Origin of the sequence: Streptomyces sp. NPDC126497, assembly GCF_040302425.1 — a bacterium.
Taxonomy (GTDB): Bacteria; Actinomycetota; Actinomycetes; order Streptomycetales; family Streptomycetaceae; genus Streptomyces.
On the sequence record NZ_JBEORT010000002.1, the window covers coordinates 40,273 to 62,743 of the forward strand.

Here is a 22,471-nt window from a genome sequence, read left to right on the forward strand (position 1 = left end):
CACCGCCACGTGTGACCGACCTCTCGGCCGATCACACCACAGGGTCACCCTCCGTGCCCCCCGTCGCACGGACCGTGCCGTCGGATGTCGTACTCCTGGATCCGCCGCCCGTGGCTCCGGTCGACCAGCGCGGGCAGCCGCTCCCCCAGCTCCCGCACCACCTCGGGCACGTCGATCGTGAGCAGCTCCCGGTCCCGCATGAGGATCCGGCCGTCGACGATCGTCGTGCGGACGTCGGCGGCGCGCGCGCTGTGCACCAGGGTCGCGGCGAGGTCGTGCACGGGCTGGGTGTGCGGGCCGGTGAGGTCGACGAGGACGAGGTCGGCGCGGCGGCCCGGGGCGATGCTCCCGACGCTCTCGCCGAGGCCGACCGCGCGGGCGCTCTGCAGGGTGGCGTGGTGCAGGGCCTGCCGGGAGGTGAGCCACCGGGGATCGCCCTCGGCGGACTTCTGGACCAGGGAGGTGAGCGCCATCGACTCCCACACGTCGAGGGAGTTGTTGGAGGCGGCGCCGTCGGTGGCGAGTCCGACCGGGACGCCGATGTCGCGCAGGGCGCGTACGGGCGTGGTGCGGGGCCAGGCGAACTTGAGGTAGCCGCGGGGCGCGGTGGCCACGGCCGTACGGCCGTTCGCCCGCTCCAGCAGCGGCAGGTCGCTTTCGACGATGCCGGTGCCGTGGGCGATGAGCACGTCGGTGTCGAGGACGCCGGTGCGGTGCAGCACCTCGACGGGGGTGACGCCGTGCCGGGCGAGACTGGCCTCGGTCTGGTCGCGGTTCTCGGCGGCGTGCAGGTGCACGGGCAGTCCGTGCTCGCGGGCCAGCCGCGCGGTGGCGGCGAGGTCGGCGTCGTCGACGGTGTAGGGGGCGTGCGGGGCGAGGGCGGTGGTGATGCGGCCGTCGGCGGCCCCCCGGTGCCGCAGCGCGAACGCCAGCGACCGCTCCCGCCCCCCGGCCCCCTGCGAGGAGAAGAACGCCTCCCCCAGCAGCGCCCGCATCCCGCACTCGGCGACGACGGCGGCGACCTCGTCCATGGCGAAGTAGTGGTCGGCGAAGCAGGTGACCCCGCCCCGGATCATCTCGGCGCAGGCGAGCAGCGCCCCCAGTGCGACGTCCCGCCCGGTGAGGTTGGACTCGACCGGCCAGACGACGTCGTTGAACCACTCCTCGGTCGGCAGGTCCTCGGCGAGGCCGCGCAGGGCGGCCATCGGGGCGTGCGTGTGACAGTTGATCAGACCGGGCAGCGCGACCTGCCCCCGTGCGTCGATCCGCTCGCGGGCCGCCCGCCCCCCGGCCGCCTCCGCGCTCGTCACCTCCTCCACGGTTCCGCCGCGTACGACGACGGCCGCGTCCGGTACGAAGCCGATCCGTTCCCGGTCGTCGTGCGTGAGGACGGTGCAGCCGGTGATGACGAGGTCGGCCGGGCTCTCCGTGGCGGGGGGCGTCATCCCGTCAACGTACGACGCGGTCCCGGTCCGGGGGGAGCCGAATCGCCACGTTCCCCCGCGCCCGTGCGCGGTCCGCGAGGTCGGCCAGCCGCCGGACGTGCCGGGGATCGGTGCGGCCGGTGTCGTCGAGGTGGACGGCGCAGGCGGTGACGGTGTCGACGAGCAGTTCGAGGGTGGCGGCGGTCTCGTCGGCGCCGTGCGCGTGGCGGGCGAGCAGAGGGAGCTCGGCGGAGGCGAGGGCGATGGCCGTACGGGCCTCGGCGAGGGTGCGGTAGGCCTCGCGCCGCAGGGTCCAGCGGGCGGCGCGGTCGCCGGATCCGCCGAGCACGTGGTCGAGGTAGGCCTGGGCGGCGTCGGCCGCTTCGGTGAGCCGGGCGCGGATGGCGGCGCCGCCGCGCCGGCCCGGCATCGGCAGATGGCCGACGACCAGGACGACGGCGCAGGCCAGCAGGGTCTCGCCGATGCGGCCGAGGGCGGCCGGGGGTTCGCCGCCGGCCATCACCAGGGCGAGGACGAGCACGGTGACGACGGCGGTCTGCGCGGCGAAGTGCCGGGCGGCGACGGGGATCAGCGCGCCGCTGACCGCGACCAGCGCGACGAGCCCTTCCGGGCGGGGCAGCACGGCGGCGAAGCCGGCGAACAGGAGCGCCCCGAGGACGGTCCCGGCGGCCCGGGACAGCACGCGGGAGGCGAGCGGCCCGAGGTCGGGTTTGACGAGGAAGACGGCGGTGGCGGGCAGCCAGTACCAGTGTGCGTGCGGCCCGTGCCAGCGGGCGTGGTGGAGGGTCTGGGCGAGGGCGGCGCTCACCCCGAAGCAGAGGGCGACCCGCAGCCCGTACTCCCGGCCCCGGGCCCCGAGGACGGTCCGCAGCGCGGCGGCGCGGGACCGCCTGCGGCCGTGCAGGTCACCGCCGTCGCCCCGGTCGAAGGCCTCGGCGGCGCGCAGCAGGGCGTCGTCGAGGGCGCGCAGCGCGGGGACGGTCCGGGAGGGGGCGGGCAGCGGGCCGGTGGGGGCGTTGCCGCGCACGGCGGCGGCGAGGCGCCGGGGCCCTTCGGAGGCGCGGGCCGGTACGGGCTCCCCGGCCCAGGCGAGCGCGGTGGCGGCCTCGGCGAGCGGGAGGGCGGCGGCGTACCGGGCGTGCAGCCGGCGTTCGGCGGCGGAGGAGGCGTACCGGCGCAGCCGGGGTCCGGCGAGTGCGTCCTGCGCGTGGTCGAGGGCGGCGGTGAGCGCGGCGCGCCGGGCGAGGGCCGACTCCGTTCCGGTGGCGTCGAGCAGCGCGGCGACGGCGTCGTACACGCCGGCGACGGCGTGCCGCTCCCCGTCGAACCGGAAACCCCCGGCGAGCGAACCGGGCGTGGGCAGCGCGAGCCTCAGCAGGAGCAGCCACCCCGCGCCGGCGAGGAAGGCGAGCGCCCGCTGCCAGCCCGGCTCGGGCAGCGGCATCCCGGCGCCGACGGCGGCGCCGACGAGCAGCTGCGTGCCGACGGAGGAGCCGACGGGGCCGAGCGCGCTGACCGCGCCGGCGGCCAGGCCGAGCCCGGCCAGCAGCAGGGTGAGCAGGACGGCGGGGACGTGGTCCCCGGCGGACGTCCCCAGGACCAGCCCGGCCGCCCCGGCGAGCGCGGGCCCGCCGACGCGTCCGACGGAGGCACGACGGCTGCCCGGCCGGTCGTTGATCCCGGCGAACATCGCGCCGATGGCGGCGACGACCCCGAGCGTGGGCCGCCCCGCGAGAACGGCCGCGAGCAGCAGCGGTCCGCCGCCCAGCGCGCCGCGCGCGACGGCGCTCCACGGAACCGGTCCGCGCTGGGCGCGCAGGGCGTGGGCCAGCCACGGGGGCAGGGCACGGGACACGGAGCTCCAGTCGGTCGCATCGGAAAGGAACGGGCTCACGGGCGACGGTGACCGGGCGGGAGGAAGCGTGCCCTCCACGGTAGTCGGCTTTCCCGGAGGGAGGTGAACGGCCGTGTTTCCGGGAGGTGACGATGCGGGCGGCCACGCGGACTTCGCACTCCGGGACGGCGCCCCGCGCATCGGGGTGACGGACACCCCCGCGGAGAGCCGGCCGGTCGCCGGAACCCGGCAACCTTTCCGGCGGCTGTGACGACCGATGAGTCGGAAGCGTGTGTTCCCCCGCACCACGTAAGGACTCATCCGTGGCATCCCCCTCCCACCGCCGTCCGCGCGGCAAGCGGCGCGGCCTGCTGGTCCCGGCCGTCGCCGTGGCCACCGCCGGACTCCTCATATCGCTGGTCGTCGCCCTCACCGGCGACGGCGGATCCGACACCGTGCGGGCCGCGTCCGCGTCCGCGTCCGCCGCCACCGGCTCCGGTGCCGGCGCACGGCCGAGCGCCTCGTCCACGGCGACCGGGCGGACACCGCAGGCGGAGCCGTCCACCGCGTCCCCGTCCGCCCCGAAGCCCTCCGCGACGACGGCGTCGGCCCGGCCGTCGCGCGGCGGCGCCCCCACGGCCGCCCCGCGCCCGGCCTCCGGCGGGGCGCCCCTGGCGGGGCGGATCAAGCCCGGTACCGCCTACAGCGGAGTCGCCACCCACTACGACGCCGGGGACGGCGACGGCGCCTGCCTGTACGGTCCGAGCGCCGACCGCATGACCGCGGCGATGAACACCACCGACTACGAGACGTCCAAGGCGTGCGGGGCGTACGTCCTGGTCCGCGCGTCCGGCGGTGCCTCCGTGACGGTCCGGATCACCAACGAGTGCCCCGCGCCCTGCGCCCCCGGGCAGCTCGACCTGAGCAGGGAGGCCTTCGCCGAACTCGCCGGCCTCTCCGCCGGGAGGATCCAGGTCACCTGGAGCCTGCTCAGCCCCGGCACGTCCGGCACCCTCTCGATCCGCTACAAGACCGGCTCCAGCAGCCACTGGTGCGGCATCCAGGCGATCGGCCACCGCAACCCGCTGGCCCGGCTCGAGGTCGCCACCGGCTCCGGATGGCAGCGGCTGGCCCGCACCGAGTACAACCACTTCCTCTCCCCCGACGGCACCGGCTGCGGCGGCGCCCTCCGGCTCACCGACATCTACGGCCAGCGGCTGACCGTCGACGGCGTCGCCGTACGCCCGGACGTCGTCCAGCCGACCGGCGTCCAGTTCGCCCGGCACTGACCCGGTCCCGGGGCCGAGGAGGGCCCGGCCGAGGAGGGCCCGACGAAATACGGATGCGGCGCCTCGCCGGGTCGCGCAGGATCGGGGGGCCGCCCTCTCCCTGATCGGAGCACGCATGATCCGCCGCGTCATCGTCCCCACGCTCTTCCCGCCGCCCGCCTACGCGCACGCCTCCGTCGTCGAGGCGGGCACCCGACTGGCCTTTCTCGCCGGGTCGGTCCCGCTGGACGCCGACGGGGGGCTGGTGGGCGAGGGGGATCCGGTGCGTCAGGCCCGGCAGGTGATCGCCAACCTGGAGGAGCAGTTGCGGGCGGTGGGCTCCGATCCGGGCCACGTCGTCGCGACGGACGTGTACGTCGTGAGCGGTGAGCCCGCGGTGCTCTCCGCCGTGTGGGAGGTGGTCGAGGCGTCCGGGCTGAGCGCGGGCCCGCACGCGTCGACCCTGATCGGTGTGGCCTGCCTCGGGTACACCGGACAGCTCGTGGAGATCACCGCGACGGCGGTCGTGCCGGACGGCGCCGGCTCGTGACGACCGGTGACCGGACGGTGCGCCTGCGCCGGGCGCTGCCCCCCGACGCCGGGGCCGCGGCCGGTGTCTGGCTGCGGTCCTTCGCCGCCGCGCTGCCCGGCGTGGTCCGGCCGCGGTCCGACGACGAGGTGCGGGACCACTTCCGTCGGGTGCTCGTACCGGCGCGGGAGACGTGGGTCGCCCAGGCGGCGGACGGGGACGTGGTCGGTGTGATGGTGCTGGAGGGCGAGGAGCTGGACCAGCTGTACCTCGCCCCCGAGTGGCGCGGGCGCAGGATCGGCGACCGGTTCGTCGCCCTGGCCAAGGAGCGCAGCCCCGGAGGGCTCTCCCTGTGGACCTTCCAGGTCAACGCGCCCGCGCACCGCTTCTACGAGCGGCACGGCTTCACGGCCGTGGAGTGGACGGACGGCTCCGGTAACGAGGAGCGGGAGCCGGACGTGCGGTACGTGTGGCGGCCGTGGGCCCGGTGCCCCTACGGGTGCAGTACGACCTTGGTGTAGCCCTCGATCCGCTTGTCGAACTTGTCGTAGGCCGACGCCGCCTCACCCAGGGGCAGTTCGTGGGAGACCACGAAGCTGGGCTTCGCCCTGCCCTCGATGATCATGTCGCGCAGCTGCCGGTTGTAGCGCTTCACGTTGCACTGCCCCGTCCCCACCCGCAGGCCCTTCTCGAAGAGCTTGCCGATCGCGACGAGGAGCATGCCCTGCTTGGCCTGCTCGTCCGGGGCTCCGGGGTCGGAGGGGACGTAGAGGCCGGGCACGCCGAGTGCTCCGGTGGCGCGGACCGTGTTGACGAGGGAGTTCAGGACCGTCGCCGGCTCCTCGCGGTCCGTGCCTCCCTTCGTCGCCTGGTAGCCGACGGCGTCGACGCCCTTGTCGGTGCCGATGCCCTCGGTCTGCTCCTTGATCTGCTCGGCCGGGTCGCCCTCGGCGAAGTCGACCGGGACCGCGCCGATCTCCTCGGCCTTCCGCAGCCGCTCGGCGACCCGGTCCACGACGAACACCTTCTTCGCGCCGCGCAGCAGGGCCGAGTAGGCGGCCATGAGCCCGACCGGTCCCGCGCCGTACACCGCGACGCTCTCGCCGGGGCGGACCTGGGCGAGTTCGCAGCCGTGGTAGCCGGTGGGGAAGATGTCGGCGAGCAGGACGAAGTCGGTCTCGTGCTCCTGGCCCGGCGGCAGCCGCAGGCAGTTGAAGTCGGCGTAGGGGACGCGCAGGTACTCGGCCTGGCCGCCCTTCCAGGGACCCATGGAGACGTAGCCGTAGGCGCCACCCGGGAAACCGGGGTTGACGGTCGTGCAGTACCCGGTGAACCCCTCGCCGCAGTTGCGGCAGAATCCGCAGGCGACGTTGAAGGGCATGACCACGCGGTCGCCCTCCTTCAGCGAGGTGACGCCCTGGCCGACCTCCTCGATGATCCCCATGTTCTCGTGACCGAAGACGATGCCGGGCTCGGCCGAGGTGCGGCCCTCGTACATGTGCAGGTCGGAACCGCATATCGCGGTGGAGCTGACCTTCACGAGCACATCGTTGGGGTGCTGGATGCTCGGTTTGTCGACGTCCTCGACCGCGACACTGAACGGTCCCTTGTACACGACGGCCTTCATGACGGCGCCCTCCGTTCCGCGCGTGACTCATCTCTCATGGTTCCGCCGCCTACGCGGTCGGGCAAACCGGTAATGTCCGGCGACAGGGGACATACGTGTCCGATGCCGCACCGAGAACGGAAAGAGGCGGGAAATGGCAGCACAGAGGCTGGGAACCCTGCTCGTCCCGGTGCCGGGGCTCTCCGGCACCGTGTACCCGCCGGGAACGACCGTGACGGTCCGTGGCCGCGGCTCGTCCGTCGACGCCTTCGTCAACGGTGACTGGCTCGCGTTGTCGTGGTGGGAGTTCTCCGACGGCCTCCGCGAGGACCTCGCCGACCGCTGAGGTACGGGCGCGGAGGGCGGATCAGGTGATCTCGACCCAGTCCAGGGTGCGCTCCACGGCGCGCTTCCAGTCCCGGTAGCCGTCTCGGCGCCGCTCCTCGCTCCACTGCGGGTCCCAGCGCTTCGACTCCTGCCAGTGGGAGCGCAGCTCGTCGGTGTCGCGCCAGAAGCCGGTGGCGAGCCCGGCGGCGTAGGCGGCGCCCAGCGCGGTGGTCTCGGCGACCACGGGACGGCTCACCGGGACGCCCAGGACGTCGGCCTGGATCTGCATGCACAGGTCGTTCGCGGTGACGCCGCCGTCGACCTTGAGCACGTCCAGGTGGACGCCCGAGTCCTGCTCCATGGCCTCGACCACGTCACGGCTCTGGTAGCAGATGGCCTCCAGCGTGGCCCGCGCGAGGTGCGCGCCGGTGTTGTAGCGGGCCAGGCCGACCATGGCGCCCCGGGCGTCGGAGCGCCAGTACGGGGCGAAGAGGCCGGAGAAGGCCGGGACGAAGAACATCCCGCCGTTGTCCTCCACCTGACGGGCCAGCTGCTCGCTCTCCGGGGCGCTCCTGATGATCTTCAGCTGGTCGCGCAGCCACTGCACGGCGGCGCCGGTGACGGCGATGGAGCCCTCCAGCGCGTACACCGCGGGACTGCCCGCGAACTGGTACGCCACCGTGGTGAGCAGTCCGTGCTCCGAGCGCACCGGTTCGGTGCCGGTGTTGAGGACCAGGAAGTTGCCGGTGCCGTAGGTGTTCTTGGCCTCGCCGGGCGAGAAGCAGACCTGGCCGACGGTCGCCGCGTGCTGGTCGCCCAGGACTCCGGTGATCGGGACGGCGGCGCCCAGCGGCCGGGAGGTGCGGGCCGTGCCGTACGCCTCGGGGTCGGACGAGGGGTGGACGGCCGGCAGCATCGCGCGGGGGATGCCGAAGACGTCCAGGAGTTCGCCGTCCCAGTCCAGGGTCTCCAGGTTCATCAGCATGGTGCGGCTGGCGTTGGTCACGTCGGTGGCGTGCACCCCGCCGTTCGGGCCGCCGGTGAGGTTCCACAGCACCCAGGCGTCGGTGTTGCCGAACAGCGCGTGGCCCGCCTCGGCGGCCTCGCGCAGCCCGTCCACGTTCTCCAGCAGCCACTTGATCTTGCCGGCGGAGAAGTAGGTGGCCGGCGGCAGACCGGCCTTGCGGCGGATGACGTCGCCGTGGCCGTCGCGCTCCAGGGCGGCGGCGATGCTGTCGGTGCGGGTGTCCTGCCAGACGATGGCGTTGTGGTAGGGGCGGCCGGTGCGCGGGTCCCAGACGACGGTCGTCTCGCGCTGGTTGGTGATGCCGATGGCCGCCAGGTCGGCGGCCGACAGCCCGCCGCCGCGGAGGGCGTTCTGGATCACCGTGTTGGTGCGCTCCCAGATCTCCACCGGGTCGTGCTCGACCCACCCCGACCGCGGGAGGATCTGCTGGTGTTCGAGCTGGTGCCGGGCCACCTCGTTGCCGGAGTGGTCGAAGATCATGAAGCGGGTGCTGGTGGTCCCCTGGTCCACGGCGCCGACGAATTCGGGCATCACTGCCACCTCCTGGTGTGCCTAGGGTTCTTCGGTGGCCGGGCCCTCTTCGGCCTTCTCCGACCTCGCCCTGAGCACGGGGCCGATGAGCAGGTCGTACACGAGGGTCCCGAGGACCCCGCCGATGAGCGGGCCGACGACGGGAATCCACCAGTAGCCGCTGAACCATTCGAACGACCCGGGCAGCGCGATCGCCCCCCAGCCCTCGAAGAAGGTGAACAGCCGGGGACCGAAATCGCGTGCGGGATTGATCGCGTATCCGGCGTTGGTGCCGAAGGCCATGCCGATGACGACGACCACCAGACCGATGAGGAACGGGTGGAGATTCGCCGCCGGAGCCGTGTTGCGCGTGTCGATGAGCGCGCAGATCAGCAGGAGCAGGATTCCCGTTCCGACGATCTGGTCGAGCAGGGGACCCCACCAGGAATTCCCGAAGTATTCGGCGGGGAACGTGGCGAAGATGGAATACGTGCCCAGCGATTCCTCCCGCGTGATCCCCTCCTTCGCGTTGGCCGCGTCGATCGCCCACCGGTAGCAGGCGTAGACGAGCGCGGCGGCGACGAAGGCGCCCAGGACCTGCGCGAACCAGTAGGGCAGCACCTTCCGCCAGGGGAAGTCCCGACGCACGGCGAAGGCGAAGGTCACCGCGGGATTGAGGTGGGCGCCGCTGACACCGCCGGCCACGTAGACGCCGAACACCACGGCGAATCCCCACGCCCACGCGATGATGAGCCAGTTGGCGGGCCCGAAGTCCACCGCCTGCCGGCCCGAGCCGGGCAGTCCCACGACGGCCACGGCCACGGATCCGATCCCCAGCAGAAGCAGGACGAACGTGCCCAGGAATTCGGCGAGCATCTCACCGAGGACGCCTTCACGATGGCCTCGTCTTTTCACGGTGCGTTCGGCCACCGGTCCTCCTCGGCTGGAATTCCGCTTTCCCCTCCCTCGCCGGAAGCGTATGTCCACCGTGCGGATCATGCCTGTGCAGAGCCGGTTTTCCCTCTCCCGGAGTAAGCGGGACGGCGGTCACCCGCTACGGCGCGCGTACCGGTCCGTCGCCGCCACCAGTGCGTCGTCACCCGCGTCGCCCGCGTCGTGGCCGGCCTCGTCCACGATCGTCAGCTCGCTGTCCGGCCAGGCGTGGTGGAGGCGCCAGACGATGCCGAGGAGGTTGCCGAAGTCGAGGCTGCCCTGGACCAGGGTGCCCGGGATGCCCTCGAGGAGGTGGGCGTCGCGCAGGACGACCCCCTCGCCGTCGTCCTCGTCGCCGAGGAAGTGGCCGTTGCCCCAGTAGTGGGTGACGGTACGGGCGAAGCCCATGCGGAACACCGGATCCCGGAAGCGCTCGACCGAGTCCGGGGGTGCGGGGATCGTCGCCGTCTCCCAGTCGGTCCAGGCCTTCGCGGCCCGTTCCCGGACCCGCGGGTCGGGTGACTCCAGCAGCCGGTTGCAGGCGGCGGCCAGGTCTCCGTCGCGTTCGCCGGCGGGCAACGCGGCGAGGAACCGTTCGTGGGCCCGCGGGAAGAACCGTCCCAGTCCGCGGGTCAGCAGGGCCACTTCGGCCCGGGAGCCGGTGGCGACCGCGGTCAGCACCAGCTCGGACACGACCCCGGGGTGGGTCTGCGCGTACCGCAGTGCGAGCACCGAGCCCCACGACGCGCCCCACACCAGCCACCGCTCGATGCCGAGGTGGGTGCGCAGCCGCTCCAGGTCCGCCATGAGGTGGTCGGTCGTGTTGACGCCCATGTCGGTGGCGTGGTCGCTCGCGGGCGGTGTCGAACGACCGGCGCCGCGCTGGTCGAGCAGCACGATGCGGTAGGCGGCCGGGTCGAAGTAGCGCCGCAGGCCGGCCCCGGCGCCGGAGCCCGGTCCGCCGTGCAGCACCACCGCGGGCTTTCCCCGCGGGTTGCCGCTGGTCTCCCAGTACACGCGGTTGCCGTCACCGACGTCGAGCATGCCGTGGTCGTAGGGTTCGATCTCCGGATACCTGGCCATCGGGACACCGTAGTGCCGTCGGAGGGACGGCTCACCCCTGTTTCCGGACGGGCAGACCCGCCGCCCCGGCCGCCGCGCGCAGGACCTCGCGGAGCATCTCGGGGGTGAGGCGTCCGGTGAAGGTGTTGCGCTGGCTGACGTGGAAGCAGCCGAAGAGGTCCAGGCCGGGCCCGTCGGGGGCGTCCAGGGTGACGTGGGCGCCGTGCGCGAAGGCGGGCCGGGGGCGGGGCACGGTCCAGCCGGCCTCGGCGAACGCGGGCAGCGCGGCCTGCCAGCCGAAGGCCCCCAGTACGAGCGCGGCCCGCACCGTCGGCCGGAGCAGGTGCAGCTCCTGCACCAGCCAGGGCCGGCAGGCGTCCCGCTCCTCGGGGGTGGGCTTGTTGGCGGGCGGGGCGCAGTGCACGGGCGAGGTGACGCGCACCCCGTACAGCTCCAGGCCGTCCCCGGCGTGGGTGGAGTCCGGCTGCGAGGCGAGCCCCACGTCGTACAGCGCCCGGTACAGCACGTCCCCGGAACGGTCCCCGGTGAACATCCGGCCGGTGCGGTTGCCGCCGTGGGCGGCGGGCGCCAGGCCGACGATCAGCAGCCGGGCGTCCGCCGGACCGAAGCCGGGCACCGGCCTGCCCCAGTACGTCCAGTCCGCGAACGCGGCCCTCCTGGTACGGGCGACCTCCTCCCGCCAGTCGACCAGCCGGGGGCAGGCACGGCAGCCGGCGATGCGCCGGTCGAGCCGGTCGAGGCCACGGGGATCCATGGTTCCACCGTAGGCGTGCGGGGCGGGCGAAAACCCCGCACCGCCGGCCGGGTCCGGGAGTTATGGTCGGGACCATGGCTTCTGAGAGTGCCGAGGACCCCGAGGTCGCCGCCGCCGTGGCCGCCGCCGAGGCGGCCGGTCCGGGCAGTGGCGGGTCCGTGCGGATCGACAGCTGGATCTGGTCGGTGCGGCTGGTCAGGACACGTTCGCTCGGCGCCGCCTCCTGCAAGGGAGGGCACGTCCGGGTGAACGGCGAGCGGGTGAAACCCTCGCACTCCCTGCGCGTCGGTGACGAGGTGCGGCTGCGGGCCGAGACCCGGGAGCGGATCGTCGTCGTCAAGCGGCTGATCCGCAAGCGGGTCGGCGCCCCGGTGGCCGTCCAGTGCTACATCGACAACTCCCCGCCGCCCCCGCCCCGCGAGGCCGTCGCCCCGGCCGGCGTCCGCGACCGCGGCGCGGGCCGCCCCACCAAGCGCGACCGCCGGGAGATGGAGCGGCTGCGGGGGCTGGGCGGGCCCGGCCCGTTCGGTGGGTACGCGGGGCCCGGCGGACCGGGCGGCAGCGGTGACCCGGGGGCCGCGTCCGGCGGGCGCGGCGGGACCGGCGGGGCCGCCGGACTCGGCACGGGCGGTGGGCGTGGCGGGTCCGCCGGACGCGGGGCGGCCGGTGGTGGGCGCAAGACCCGTGGCAGGGGGGCCGGCGGTGCGGCCCGGCCGTGACCGCGGGCCGCGCGCTCAGGTTCCGGACATCGGCACCGCCCTCACCCACGTCCTGTCCTCCGTCAGGTACCGGTCCACCTTCAGGCCCGCCTCGGCCAGCGCCTCCTCGAACTGCTCCCTCGTCAGGGGACGGGAGCGGAACGTCTGGGTCCAGGTCGCGTCCGGGAAGACGTACTCCGCGTGCACCGAGTCGACGCCGTCGCCCACCGGCTCCGTCGACACGATCCGCACGGTGAAGCCGGCCGGGTCGACCCGCTCGCGCGGCACATTGGTGTGGTAGTCCTCGCCCTCCCGCTGGATCAGCACGCACCCGTCCTTCGCCAGATGCCGCGCGCAGGTGCGCAGCAGGCCCCGTCGCACCTCGACGTCCCCCGCGTGCACCAGGAACGACGCGAGCAGCACCACGTCGAACGTCTCGCCGAGGTCGAGCCGCTCTATGGGGCCGCATATCGTCCGCGCCCCGCGCACCCGCTCCAGCATCTCGGCGGACTCGTCCACCGCCGTGACCTCGAAGCCGCGCTCCAGCAGCGCGTGGGTCATCCGCCCCACTCCGCTGCCCAGCTCCAGGATCCGCGCCCGCGCCGGCACCGCGGCGGCGATGACGTCCGGTTCGTCCCCGACGGGCAGCCGCGCGTACAGCTCCACAGCGCAGCCGTCCGGGGTGATCGCCCCGGGACCCGTTCCCTCGTAGCCCTCACGCATTTCAAGTTCCATGCCCGTCGAACGGTCCGCGTCCGCACACCCGTTCCCGCTCCCCCGCCGGTTCACCCGACCGAGTGACGCGTGGCCCTGGGGGCGGTTCCGGGAACCCGGGACCGGAGGGCCGGTGCGGACGGGGCGGTGATCGCGATGCGTACGGGGAGTGAGCCGACGACCGCGCGCAGTGCTCTGCGGATGCGGTTCTGGCTGAGTGTGTGGGGCGTGGTCTGGACGGTGTCCGGGACGGTGGCGTTCGCGCTCGCGGGGCATCCGGGCTGGGCCCTCGTCTGCGGGCTGCTGTGGCTGGTCGTCACGGTCGACCTGGTCGTCGTCCTGCGGCACGTCCGCCAGGGCCCGCACTACCAGCCGGGGCGCGACGTGCCCCCGTACCGGCCACCGGAAAGCCGCCCGTAGCGCGGGCCGTCACGCGTCGAAGCGGGCCGCCTTCAGGTACTCCGGGTTCGGGTCCAGCGCGGCCGCCAGCCGGAAGTGGCGCTTGGCCGGGTGGGGACGGCCCTGCCGCTGGTAGGTGCGGGCGAGCGCGAAGTGGGCGAAGGCGTTGTCCGGCTCGCGCTCCAGGACGAGGGAGAACTCCAGCTCCGCGGGGCGCAGCTGGGCCGCCGCGAAGAAGGCGCGGGCGCGCAGCAGCCGGGCGGCGGTGTTCTCCGGGTGGACGTCTATGACGCCGTCGAGCAGTTTCACCGCGCCCCTGGGGTCCCGGGAGGCGAGCAGGTGCTCGGCGGCACGGAAGTCGATGACGTGCGTCTCCGGCGTACGTCCGGTCGAACCGCTGGTCTCGGGCACGGCGGAATCCTTCCCTCGCTGGACGGGTTCAACGCCCCGTCCGGCGCCCGCTATTCCGGATAGGAGGTCCGCGCCCGGCGGACGAGCCCGGACCACACGTCCCGGACGCGCCGTTCCAGCTCGTCCAGGGGGACGTCGTTGTCGATGACGATGTCGGCGATCTCCCGGCGCTGCTCGCGGGTCGCCTGGGCGGCCATCCGCGCGCGTGCGTCCTCCGCCGTCATGCCGCGCCGGCCGACGAGCCGGTCGAGCTGGGTCTCGGGGCTGGCGTCGACGACGATCACGAGGTCGTAGAGGGGGGCCAGGCCGTTCTCCGTGAGGAGGGGGACGTCGTGGACCACGACGGCGTCCTCGGCGGCGGCCCCCTCCAGCTCACGGGAGCGCGCGCCCACCAAGGGGTGGACGATCGAGTTGAGGACGGCCAGTCTCTCCGGGTCGGCGAAGACGATGGAGCCCAGCGCGGGCCGGTCGAGCCGGCCGTCCTCGGTGAGGATCTCCGTGCCGAAGGCGTCCACGACCGCCGCCAGGCCGGGTGTCCCCGGCTCGACGACCTCACGCGCGATGCGGTCCGCGTCGATCAGCACGGCCCCGCACGCGACGAGCAGCCGCGACACCTCGCTCTTGCCGGCACCGATCCCGCCGGTCAGGCCCACTTTCAGCATGGGAGGCAGCCTAGGGGGTGCCGGGAGGGCGTCAGCCGTCGCCCTCCCGCTCCGCCAGGAAGCGTTCGAACTCGCGGCCGATCTCGTCCGCCGAGGGGATCTCCGCCGGTTCGGCGAGCATGTTGCCCCGGGTCTCCGCGCCCGCCGCCGCGTCGTACTGGTGCTCGAGGCCTTGGACGAGGGCGGTGAGTTCGTCGTCGCCCTCCCTGATCTGGCGGTCGATCTCCGTCTGGGTGCGGTGGGCGTCGGTGCGCAGCGCGTGCGCGACACCGGGCAGGACCAGTCCCGTCGCGGCCGTGATGGCCTCCAGGGCGGTCAGTGCCGCGTCCGGGTACCGGGAACGGGCGATGTAGTGGGGCACGTGCGCGGCGACGCCCAGGACGTCGTGCCCGGCCTGCATGAGCCGGTACTCGATGAGCGCCTCGGCGCTGCCGGGCACCTGCGCCTCGTCGAAGACGCTGCCGGCCACCGGGACCAGGTCGGCGCGGTTGCCGTGCGGGGTGAGGCCGACGGGCCGGGTGTGCGGGACGCCCATGGGGATGCCGTGGAAGTTCACCGACAGGCGCACCCCGAGCCGCTCCACGATCTGCTGGACGGCGGCGGCGAAGCGCTCCCACTCCACGTCCGGTTCGGGTCCCGAGAGCAGCAGGAAGGGGGCTCCGGTGGCGTCCTGGACGAGGCGCACCTCGAGGGCGGGCACCTCGTAGTCGGTCCACCGGTCGCGGGTGAAGCTCAGCAGCGGGCGCCGGGCGCGGTAGTCGACGAGCCGGTCGTGGTCGAACCGGGCGACCACCTGGTGGGGCAGCGAGTCGAGCACCCGGTCGACGATCTGCTCCCCGGTCTCCCCCGCGTCGATGTATCCGTCGAAGTGGTAGAGCATGACAAGTCCGGCCGACTCCTGGGCCAGCGCCATGTCGACGACGCCGAGCCCCTTCGGCTCCCATGCGTACAAACCCTGCGGATCAAGCACAGTGACCGCTCCTCCTCGTGTCCGTACACCACAACGTGGCACGCGCCACGGAGATTCCCGGTGAGGAGGGCCGCCGGGGGCGCGGGCACGACGCCCCTCCGCCGGCCCGCGCCCCGGAACGCAGCACCGAGGGGCCGTACCTCGAAAGGTACGGCCCCTCGGTCAACGCCTGGGCCTCAGCGCAAAGCGATCAGCTCTGGCCGCCGGCCAGCTTCTCGCGCAGCGCGGCCAGCGCCTCGTCCGAAGCCAGCGCACCGGACTGGTCGCCGCCCTCGGAGGAGTACGAACCGCCGCCGGACGCGGCCGGAGCGGCGTCCTCGCCACCCTCGGCAGCGGCCTTCTCGTCCGCCTCGCGGGACTTGATGACCTGCGCCTGGTGCTGCTCGAAGCGCTGCTGCGCCTCGGCGTACTGGGTCTCCCACGCCTCGCGCTGAGCCTCGTAGCCCTCGAGCCAGTCGTTGGTCTCGGGGTCGAAGCCCTCGGGGTAGATGTAGTTGCCCTGGTCGTCGTAGGACGCGGCCATGCCGTACAGGGTCGGGTCGAACTCGACCGCCGTCGGGTCGGCACCGAAGGCCTCGTTGGCCTGCTTCAGCGAGAGGCTGATGCGACGGCGCTCGAGGTCGATGTCGATGACCTTGACGAAGATCTCGTCGTTGACCTGGACGACCTGCTCCGGGATCTCCACGTGGCGCTCGGCCAGCTCGGAGATGTGGACCAGACCCTCGATGCCCTCGTCCACGCGGACGAACGCACCGAACGGAACCAGCTTCGTGACCTTGCCGGGCACGACCTGGCCGATCTGGTGGGTGCGGGCGAACTGCTGCCACGGGTCTTCCTGGGTCGCCTTCAGCGACAGGGAGACGCGCTCGCGGTCCATGTCGACGTCGAGGACCTCGACCGTGACCTCCTGGCCGACCTCGACGACCTCGGAGGGGTGGTCGATGTGCTTCCAGGACAGCTCGGAGACGTGGACCAGACCGTCGACGCCACCCAGGTCCACGAAGGCACCGAAGTTGACGATCGAGGAGACGACGCCGGAACGGACCTGACCCTTCTGGAGGGTGGTGAGGAACGTCTGGCGGACCTCGGACTGGGTCTGCTCCAGCCAGGCACGGCGGGACAGGACCACGTTGTTGCGGTTCTTGTCCAGCTCGATGATCTTGGCCTCGAGCTCCTTGCCCACGTAGGGCTGGAGGTCGCGGACCCGGCGCATCTCGACCAGGGAGGCCGGGAGGAAGCCGCGGAGGCCGATGTCGAGGATGAGACCACCCTTGACGACCTCGATGACGGTACCGGTGACGATCCCGTCCTCTTCCTTGATCTTCTCGATGGTGCCCCAGGCGCGCTCGTACTGGGCGCGCTTCTTCGAGAGGATCAGGCGGCCTTCCTTGTCCTCCTTCTGGAGAACGAGGGCTTCGATCTCGTCACCGACGGCGACGACCTCGTTGGGGTCGACATCGTGCTTGATCGAGAGCTCGCGGCTCGGGATAACGCCTTCGGTCTTGTAACCGATGTCGAGCAGGACCTCGTCCCGGTCGACCTTCACGATGACGCCGTCGACGATGTCGCCGTCGTTGAAGTACTTGATCGTCTCGTCGATCGCTGCGAGGAACGCTTCCTCGTTACCGATGTCGTTGACCGCTACCTGCGGGGTGGTGGCGGTGGTCTCGGTGCTGCTCGTCATGTGGGAAAGGGCTCCGGTACGGACATTGAAGTCGTAGGTACTGCTACGCCGGAGCCCGTTTCGCTCTGCAGAAGCCGGACAGCCAAGGAAGCGTCGCACCGGAGGAACTGGTGATGACGCCTCGAAAACCGAGGGGACATACAACAGATGCGAGCGCAGCCTGCTACGTCTGAGGCGCGCAGGCTCGCAGCGCAACTTGTAGCATACGGGGGCTGCCGGGCAGGGTCAATGCGCGAAGCCGCCCACCCGGGGCGGATCGCCGCATAACCGGCACAACTGCCGTCTCCCTGGGCCGCGCAGGGGCCATGAAGCCCCCTCCGGCGACACGCCCGGGGGACCGGCTGGACGGAAGAGTACGACGAGGGAGCCGATCATCCAAGAGCCCGAAGCGCCCGAACCGGAGGCGACCCGGCGGCAGGCCGGCGTCGTGGAGAGCTCACGCGCCAACCGGGGCTGGTGGGACCGCAACGCGGACGAGTACCAGACCGAGCACGGCACGTTCCTCGGCGACGACCGCTTCGTGTGGGGTCCCGAGGGGCTGGACGAGGTGGAGGCCGAGCTGCTCGGCCCGCCGGAGGAGCTGAAGGGGAAGGACGTCCTGGAGCTGGGCGCCGGCGCGGCGCAGTGCTCGCGCTGGCTGGCCGCGCAGGGGGCGCGGCCGGTGGCGCTGGACATCTCGCACCGGCAGCTGCAGCACGCGCTGCGGATCGGCGGGCCGGTCCCGCTGGTGTGCGCCGACGCGGGGGCACTGCCGTTCGCGGACGGCTCCTTCGACCTGGCCTGCTCGGCGTACGGGGCGCTGCCCTTCGTGGCCGATCCGCGGCTGGTGCTGCGCGAGGTGCGGCGGGTGCTGCGGCCCGGCGGCCGGCTGGTCTTCTCGGTCACGCACCCGATCCGCTGGGCGTTCCCGGACGAGCCGGGAGCGGAGGGGCTGAGCGTGTCCGCGTCGTACTTCGACCGCACTCCCTACGTCGAGCAGGACGAGAAGGGCCGCGCGGTGTACGTGGAGCACCACAGGACGCTCGGGGACCGGGTCCGCGACGTCGTCGCCTCGGGGTTCCGGCTGGTGGACCTGGTGGAGCCGGAGTGGCCGGCCTGGAACACCTCCGAGTGGGGCGGCTGGTCGCCGCTGCGCGGGAACCTGATCCCGGGGACGGCGATCTTCGTGTGCGTACGAGACTGAGTGGGTGATCCGTGACGACGCCCTGGACGCCCTTCCCGTACGCGAGGCCCTGCCGGGGCTGACCGACGCGCTCGACCGGCACGGCACCGCCGTGCTGGTGGCGCCGCCCGGCACCGGCAAGACGACCCTGGTGCCCCTGGCGCTGGCGGGGCTGCTCGGGGGCGGGCCCGCGCGGCGGGTGGTGGTCGCCGAGCCGCGGCGGATCGCGGCCCGCGCGGCGGCGCGTCGGATGGCGTGGCTGCTGGGCGAGCGGGTCGGCGGGTCGGTCGGTTTCACCGTGCGCGGGGAGCGGGCGGTGGGGCGGGACACGCGCGTGGAGGTCGTCACGACCGGTGTGCTCCTGCAGCGCCTCCAGCGCGACCAGGAGCTGCCCGGGGTGGACGTGGTGGTGCTCGACGAGTGCCACGAGCGGCACCTGGACGCGGACACGGCGGCGGCGTTCCTGTGGGACGTGCGCCAGGCGCTGCGCCCGGAGCTGCGGCTGGTGGCCGCGTCGGCGACGACGGACGCGCGGGGCTGGGCGCGGCTGCTGGGGGACGCGCCGGTGGTCGAGGCGCACGGCGCGGCGTTCCCGGTGGACGTGGTGTGGGCGCCGCCCGCGCGGACGGTGCGCCCGCCGCACGGCACGCGGGTCGATCCGGCGTTGCTGGCGCACGTGGCGTCGGTGGTGCGGCGGGCGCTGGCGGAGCGGGACGGGGACGTGCTGGTGTTCCTGCCGGGGGTCGGCGAGATCGCCCGGGTGGCCGGGCTGCTCGGGGACCCCGGCGGTGTCGACGTGCTCCAGGTGCACGGACGGGCGCCGGCCGCCGTGCAGGACGCGGTGCTGTCCGTCGGGGAGCGGCGCCGGGTGGTGCTGGCGACCTCCGTCGCGGAGTCGTCGCTCACGGTTCCCGGGGTGCGGGTGGTCGTGGACTCCGGGCTGGCGCGCGAGCCGCGCGTGGACCACGCGCGGGGGCTCAGCGCGCTGACGACGGTACGGGCCTCCCGCGCGGCGGGGCTCCAGCGGGCGGGGCGGGCCGGACGCGAGGCGCCGGGGACGGTGTACCGGTGCTGGACGGAGGCCGAGGACGCGCGGCTGCCCCGGTTCCCCTCCCCCGAGATCAAGGTGGCCGACCTGACGGCGTTCGCGCTCCAGGCTGCCTGCTGGGGCGACCCGGACGCCTCGGGGCTGGCGCTGCTGGACCCCCCGCCGGCCGGGGCGATGGCGGCGGCCCGCTCCGTCCTGACGGCGATCGGCGCGGTGGGCCCCGACGGGCGGGCCGGTGCGCGCGGGGCGCGGCTGGCCCGTCTGGGCCTGCACCCCCGTCTGGGGCGCGCCCTGCTGGACGCGGCGCCGGCGGTGGGCCCGGACCTCGCGGCCGAGGTGGTCGCCCTGATCGGCGAGGAGCCGCCGCGCGAGTACGGCGACGACCTCACCGCCGCGCTGCGCGCCGCCCGGCGCGGCGGCGACGCGTACGCCGCCCGCTGGCGCAGGGAGGCCGGCCGCCTCCGCGGGCTGGTCCGCGAGCCCTCGCCCGAACCCGCACCGGCCGCCTCCCCCCGGCCGACGGCCGACGGGGACGGCGGCCCGCCCGCCGCACGGCCCTCCGGGCCGTCGGACGAGGACCGGCGGGCCGGGCTCGTCGTCGCGCTGGCCTTTCCCGAGCGGGTGGGGCGCGCGGAGGGCGGTTCGTACCTGATGGTGGGCGGGACGCGGGCCGAGGTGGGGGCGGGATCGCGGTTGCGGGGGGCCGAGTGGGTCGCCGTCGCCGTGGCCGACCGGCCCGTGGGGCGGGGGCACGCGCGCGTGCGGCTCGGGGCCGTCGTGGACGAGGGGGTCGCGCGGGCCGCGGCGGGGGCGCTGGCCGAGGAGCGGGAGGAGGTGGGCTGGAGGGACGGGGACGTCGTCGCGCGGCGGGTCGAGCGGCTCGGGGCGGTCGAGGTGGCCGTGCGGCCGTACGCCGACGCCGACCCCTCGCTCGTACGGGCCGCGCTGCTGGAGGGGCTGCGGCAGGAGGGGTTCGGGCTGCTGCGCCGGTCGGCCGGGGCGACCGTGCTGCGGCAGCGGCTGGCGTTCCTGCACGGCCGGCTCGGTGCGCCGTGGCCCGACGTGTCCGACGAGGCGCTGCACGCACGGGCGGCGGAGTGGCTGGAGCCGGAACTGAGCCGGGCCCGGCGACGGGCCGACCTCGCGCGGATCGACGCCGGGCAGGCGCTCGCGCGGCTGCTGCCCTGGGCCTCCGGCGAGGCCGTACGGCTCGACGAGCTCGCCCCCGAGCGGATCACCGTACCCAGCGGGTCCGGGATCCGGATCGACTACTCCGACCCGGAGCAGCCGGTGCTCGCCGTGAAGCTGCAGGAGATGTTCGGCCTCCAGGAGTCGCCGCGGGTGGCCGGGGTGCCGCTGCTGGTGCACCTGCTGTCCCCGGCCGGGCGGCCCGCCGCCGTGACCGCCGACCTCGCCTCGTTCTGGCGGGACGGCTACCGGGGCGTGCGGGCCGAACTGCGCGGGCGCTACCCCAGGCACCCGTGGCCGGAGGATCCGGCCACCGCCGAGCCGACCCGTCACACCAACGCCCGGCTCCGGCGGTGATCCGTCCGTCCCGGTCCCGTCAGGGGGCGGGGCTCGCCGACGGACTGGTGGACGGGGCCGGGGAATCCGTCCCGGCCGGCTCCGTGCCGCCCGTTCCCGTCCCGCCCGTCTCCGTCCCGTCCGGCGCCGCCACCACGGTCAGCTCGACCGTGACGGTCGCTCCGCCCGCGGTGGTGACGCGGAGCAGGAACGTGCCCGCGGCGTCGTCCGCGTACAGCTGAGGCAGTTTCAGCAGGCCGTCCGCGTCCGTCGTCAGACCGCCCAGGGTGCGTACGGCCCTGCCGTCGGCGTCCTTGAAGTAGGGGCCCTTGTCGTTCTCGGTCCCGTCCTCGGCCGACGTGACCAGCGTCGCGGTGGCGGCGACCCCGTCGGCGACCGCGCCCCCGTACGTGGCCCTCAGCTCGACCGCGTCCGCGAACTCGCCGCCCGGCGCGCAGGTCAGCTCCTTCGTACCGGTGCGCACGAGGGTGTCGGCGGCGCGCTCGGTGACCGTCGCCCGGTAGGAGACGCCCTTGACGATGCGGCCGGCCACGGTGGCCCGGACAGTGACGGGACCGGTCTTCTCGCCCGCCCGGAGCGCGGGGGCGACGGCGACGCCCGAGCCGTCGGTGAGCACGGTGGCCACGCTCTCGCCGCCGGCGAAGGTGGTGTCGGTGTCGCCGACGACGGTGAACCGGATCCGCACCTTGGCCACGGCCTTGCCGGTGTCCGTCTCCGCGCGGGTGCTGATCCGTTCGGTGAACGCGTCGCCCGCCATCGCGGTGAGCGTCGCGGTGCCGGCGTCCTCCAGGTGGTCCACCGTGTCGGTGGGGGTGGGCGGGGTGGTGGGCGGCTTGGGGGCCGGGTCGCCGGGGCCGGGCCGCTGGGGGCCCGGGGTGGATCCGCCCGGCTTGTCGTCGGGCTGGGGACGGGGCTTCGGCACCGACGGGACGGCCGGCGTCCTCGAGGAGGGCCGGAACGCGACGCCGCGGCCGTCGCTGCGGTCCGTGGGGAGCGTGCCGGTGCCGTCGGGGATCTCGTGGGTGCCCCTGCGGTAGTACTCCAGCCACGACATGACGGTGTTCAGGTACTCCGTCGAGTTGTTGTAGCTGAGGATCGCCCGGTCGAGGTCGCGCTGGTCGGACAGGTCCCAGCCGAAGCGGCACAGGTAGTGGCCGGCGGCGAGGGCGGCGTCGTAGATGTTGTTGGGGTCCTCGCGGCCGTCGCCGTTGCCGTCGCGGCCCGCCCACTCCCAGGTGGAGGGGATGAACTGCATGGGGCCGACGGCCTGGTCGTAGGAGCTGTTGCCGTCGTAGGCGCCGCCGTCGGTGTCCTTGATGAGGGCGAAGCCGTTGCCGTCGAGCTGGGGGCCGAGGATGGGCGAGAGGGTGGTGCCGTCGGCGCCGACGCGTCCGCCGCGGGCCTGACCGGACTCCACCTTGCCGATGGCGGCGAGCAGTTGCCAGGGCAGGTTGCAGCCGGGCTTCTTCTCGCGCAGCTCGGCCTCGGCCTTCTTGTAGGCGTCGAGGACGGTCGCGGGGATGCCGGCCTCGGCCACGCCGGACACGTCCGTTCCGGTGCTCGCGGACGGGGCGGGGTTGGGGCTGTCGAGCGGCGGGAGGTCCGTGTAGTACGGCGAGTTGCCGGTCGCGCCGGCGGCTTCGGTCTCCTCGGGCGAGGGTGTGGTGTCCGACGTGGTCTGTCTGTCCTGGTCGTCGGTGGTCGCGCCCGGAGCCTGGGACGCGGCCAGGGCCGCCACCGCCGCCGCGGCGACGGCGGTGGTCGTCACTCCCTTGCGCAGCCTCCTGCCGAATTGCGCCGCCATAGAGTGAACCCCTCCCGTGGACGCCGTGGCGTCCGTCAGCCTGTGTCGTGTTCGCCCT

At 74.0% G+C, this 22,471-nt stretch carries 21 protein-coding genes; 8 read left to right on the forward strand and 13 right to left on the reverse strand.

Translation table 11 applies throughout. The features are described from left to right. Positions 1-44: 44 nt before the first annotated feature. Complete coding sequence (locus ABTY20_RS01345; protein WP_351994946.1) at positions 45-1,445, reverse strand: amidohydrolase; 1,401 nt, start codon at positions 1,443-1,445, stop codon at positions 45-47. A gap of 4 nt (positions 1,446-1,449) precedes the next feature. Further along, on the reverse strand, positions 1,450-3,300 hold the full coding sequence (locus ABTY20_RS01350) for an FUSC family protein (protein WP_351994947.1): 1,851 nt from the start codon (positions 3,298-3,300) through the stop codon (positions 1,450-1,452). Between the two features lie 302 nt (positions 3,301-3,602). Between ABTY20_RS01350 and ABTY20_RS01355 the strand changes: the two genes are divergently transcribed. The 3 genes from ABTY20_RS01355 (at position 3,603) to ABTY20_RS01365 (ending at position 5,597) form a co-directional block, all read left to right on the forward strand. Next, positions 3,603-4,568 carry an expansin EXLX1 family cellulose-binding protein gene (locus tag ABTY20_RS01355; protein ID WP_351994948.1) on the forward strand — a complete coding sequence of 322 codons (966 nt, stop codon included), beginning with the start codon at positions 3,603-3,605 and terminating at the stop codon, positions 4,566-4,568. Between the two features lie 115 nt (positions 4,569-4,683). Then, positions 4,684-5,097 (forward strand): RidA family protein, encoded by a 414-nt coding sequence (locus tag ABTY20_RS01360; RefSeq protein ID WP_351994949.1) that lies wholly within the window; start codon positions 4,684-4,686, stop codon positions 5,095-5,097. Further along, positions 5,094-5,597, forward strand: a complete 504-nt coding sequence (locus tag ABTY20_RS01365; protein WP_351994950.1) for a GNAT family N-acetyltransferase — start codon at positions 5,094-5,096, stop codon at positions 5,595-5,597. Before ABTY20_RS01360 ends, ABTY20_RS01365 begins: the two co-directional genes overlap by 4 nt. Here ABTY20_RS01365 and ABTY20_RS01370 read toward each other — a convergent pair. Further along, the gene (locus tag ABTY20_RS01370; protein WP_351994951.1) at positions 5,570-6,703 is read right to left on the reverse strand and encodes a glutathione-independent formaldehyde dehydrogenase; all 1,134 of its coding nucleotides are present in this window, start codon (positions 6,701-6,703) and stop codon (positions 5,570-5,572) included. The genes ABTY20_RS01365 and ABTY20_RS01370 overlap by 28 nt on opposite strands. A gap of 133 nt (positions 6,704-6,836) precedes the next feature. Here ABTY20_RS01370 and ABTY20_RS01375 point away from each other — a divergent pair, with 133 nt between their 5' ends. Further along, a complete protein-coding gene (locus ABTY20_RS01375) occupies positions 6,837-7,028 on the forward strand; it encodes a hypothetical protein (RefSeq protein ID WP_351994952.1) in 192 nt (63 codons plus the stop codon). Positions 7,029-7,049: 21 nt separating this feature from the next. Here the strand turns inward: ABTY20_RS01375 and glpK are convergent, their stop codons facing one another. The 4 genes from glpK to ABTY20_RS01395 all read right to left on the reverse strand — a co-directional run bounded on the left by glpK (position 7,050) and on the right by ABTY20_RS01395 (position 11,316). Beyond that, the gene (gene glpK, locus ABTY20_RS01380; RefSeq protein WP_351994953.1) at positions 7,050-8,567 is read right to left on the reverse strand and encodes a glycerol kinase GlpK; all 1,518 of its coding nucleotides are present in this window, start codon (positions 8,565-8,567) and stop codon (positions 7,050-7,052) included. 21 nt (positions 8,568-8,588) lie between these two features. Beyond that, positions 8,589-9,422: an MIP/aquaporin family protein gene (locus ABTY20_RS01385; protein ID WP_351995133.1), complete on the reverse strand. Its 834-nt coding sequence runs from the start codon at positions 9,420-9,422 to the stop codon at positions 8,589-8,591. A 171-nt stretch (positions 9,423-9,593) separates the two neighbouring features. Next, a complete protein-coding gene (gene pip / locus ABTY20_RS01390) occupies positions 9,594-10,562 on the reverse strand; it encodes a prolyl aminopeptidase (protein ID WP_351994954.1) in 969 nt (322 codons plus the stop codon). Positions 10,563-10,593: 31 nt separating this feature from the next. Beyond that, the gene (locus tag ABTY20_RS01395) at positions 10,594-11,316 is read right to left on the reverse strand and encodes a uracil-DNA glycosylase (protein WP_351994955.1); all 723 of its coding nucleotides are present in this window, start codon (positions 11,314-11,316) and stop codon (positions 10,594-10,596) included. Positions 11,317-11,390: 74 nt separating this feature from the next. Between ABTY20_RS01395 and ABTY20_RS01400 the strand changes: the two genes are divergently transcribed. After that, positions 11,391-12,035 carry an RNA-binding S4 domain-containing protein gene (locus ABTY20_RS01400; protein WP_351994956.1) on the forward strand — a complete coding sequence of 215 codons (645 nt, stop codon included), beginning with the start codon at positions 11,391-11,393 and terminating at the stop codon, positions 12,033-12,035. Positions 12,036-12,050: 15 nt separating this feature from the next. On the opposite strand, the gene ABTY20_RS01405 is transcribed toward ABTY20_RS01400, so the two are convergent. Then, on the reverse strand, positions 12,051-12,737 hold the full coding sequence (locus ABTY20_RS01405) for a class I SAM-dependent methyltransferase (RefSeq protein ID WP_351994957.1): 687 nt from the start codon (positions 12,735-12,737) through the stop codon (positions 12,051-12,053). Positions 12,738-12,884: 147 nt separating this feature from the next. Here ABTY20_RS01405 and ABTY20_RS01410 point away from each other — a divergent pair, with 147 nt between their 5' ends. Continuing rightward, positions 12,885-13,148 (forward strand): DUF6343 family protein, encoded by a 264-nt coding sequence (locus tag ABTY20_RS01410; RefSeq protein ID WP_351994958.1) that lies wholly within the window; start codon positions 12,885-12,887, stop codon positions 13,146-13,148. 9 nt (positions 13,149-13,157) lie between these two features. Here ABTY20_RS01410 and ABTY20_RS01415 read toward each other — a convergent pair whose 3' ends face one another. The 4 genes from ABTY20_RS01415 to rpsA all read right to left on the reverse strand — a co-directional run bounded on the left by ABTY20_RS01415 (position 13,158) and on the right by rpsA (position 16,854). Then, positions 13,158-13,538 (reverse strand): tetratricopeptide repeat protein, encoded by a 381-nt coding sequence (locus tag ABTY20_RS01415; protein WP_142196007.1) that lies wholly within the window; start codon positions 13,536-13,538, stop codon positions 13,158-13,160. 50 nt (positions 13,539-13,588) lie between these two features. Continuing rightward, entirely contained in the window at positions 13,589-14,200 is a 612-nt protein-coding gene (gene coaE, locus ABTY20_RS01420; RefSeq protein WP_351994959.1) for a dephospho-CoA kinase, read from the reverse strand. Between the two features lie 31 nt (positions 14,201-14,231). After that, on the reverse strand, positions 14,232-15,170 hold the full coding sequence (locus tag ABTY20_RS01425) for a PAC2 family protein (protein WP_351994960.1): 939 nt from the start codon (positions 15,168-15,170) through the stop codon (positions 14,232-14,234). A gap of 190 nt (positions 15,171-15,360) precedes the next feature. Beyond that, positions 15,361-16,854: a 30S ribosomal protein S1 gene (gene rpsA, locus ABTY20_RS01430; RefSeq protein WP_351994961.1), complete on the reverse strand. Its 1,494-nt coding sequence runs from the start codon at positions 16,852-16,854 to the stop codon at positions 15,361-15,363. A gap of 370 nt (positions 16,855-17,224) precedes the next feature. Here rpsA and ABTY20_RS01435 point away from each other — a divergent pair, with 370 nt between their 5' ends. Together ABTY20_RS01435 and hrpB are read left to right on the forward strand one after the other, a co-directional pair. Continuing rightward, positions 17,225-18,037, forward strand: coding sequence for a class I SAM-dependent methyltransferase (locus ABTY20_RS01435; RefSeq protein WP_351995134.1), 813 nt, complete (start codon positions 17,225-17,227; stop codon positions 18,035-18,037). A gap of 4 nt (positions 18,038-18,041) precedes the next feature. Continuing rightward, positions 18,042-20,609: an ATP-dependent helicase HrpB gene (gene hrpB, locus ABTY20_RS01440; protein ID WP_351994962.1), complete on the forward strand. Its 2,568-nt coding sequence runs from the start codon at positions 18,042-18,044 to the stop codon at positions 20,607-20,609. A gap of 19 nt (positions 20,610-20,628) precedes the next feature. Here hrpB and ABTY20_RS01445 read toward each other — a convergent pair whose 3' ends face one another. After that, positions 20,629-22,413 carry a lytic transglycosylase domain-containing protein gene (locus ABTY20_RS01445; RefSeq protein WP_351994963.1) on the reverse strand — a complete coding sequence of 595 codons (1,785 nt, stop codon included), beginning with the start codon at positions 22,411-22,413 and terminating at the stop codon, positions 20,629-20,631. Positions 22,414-22,471: the final 58 nt, after the last annotated feature.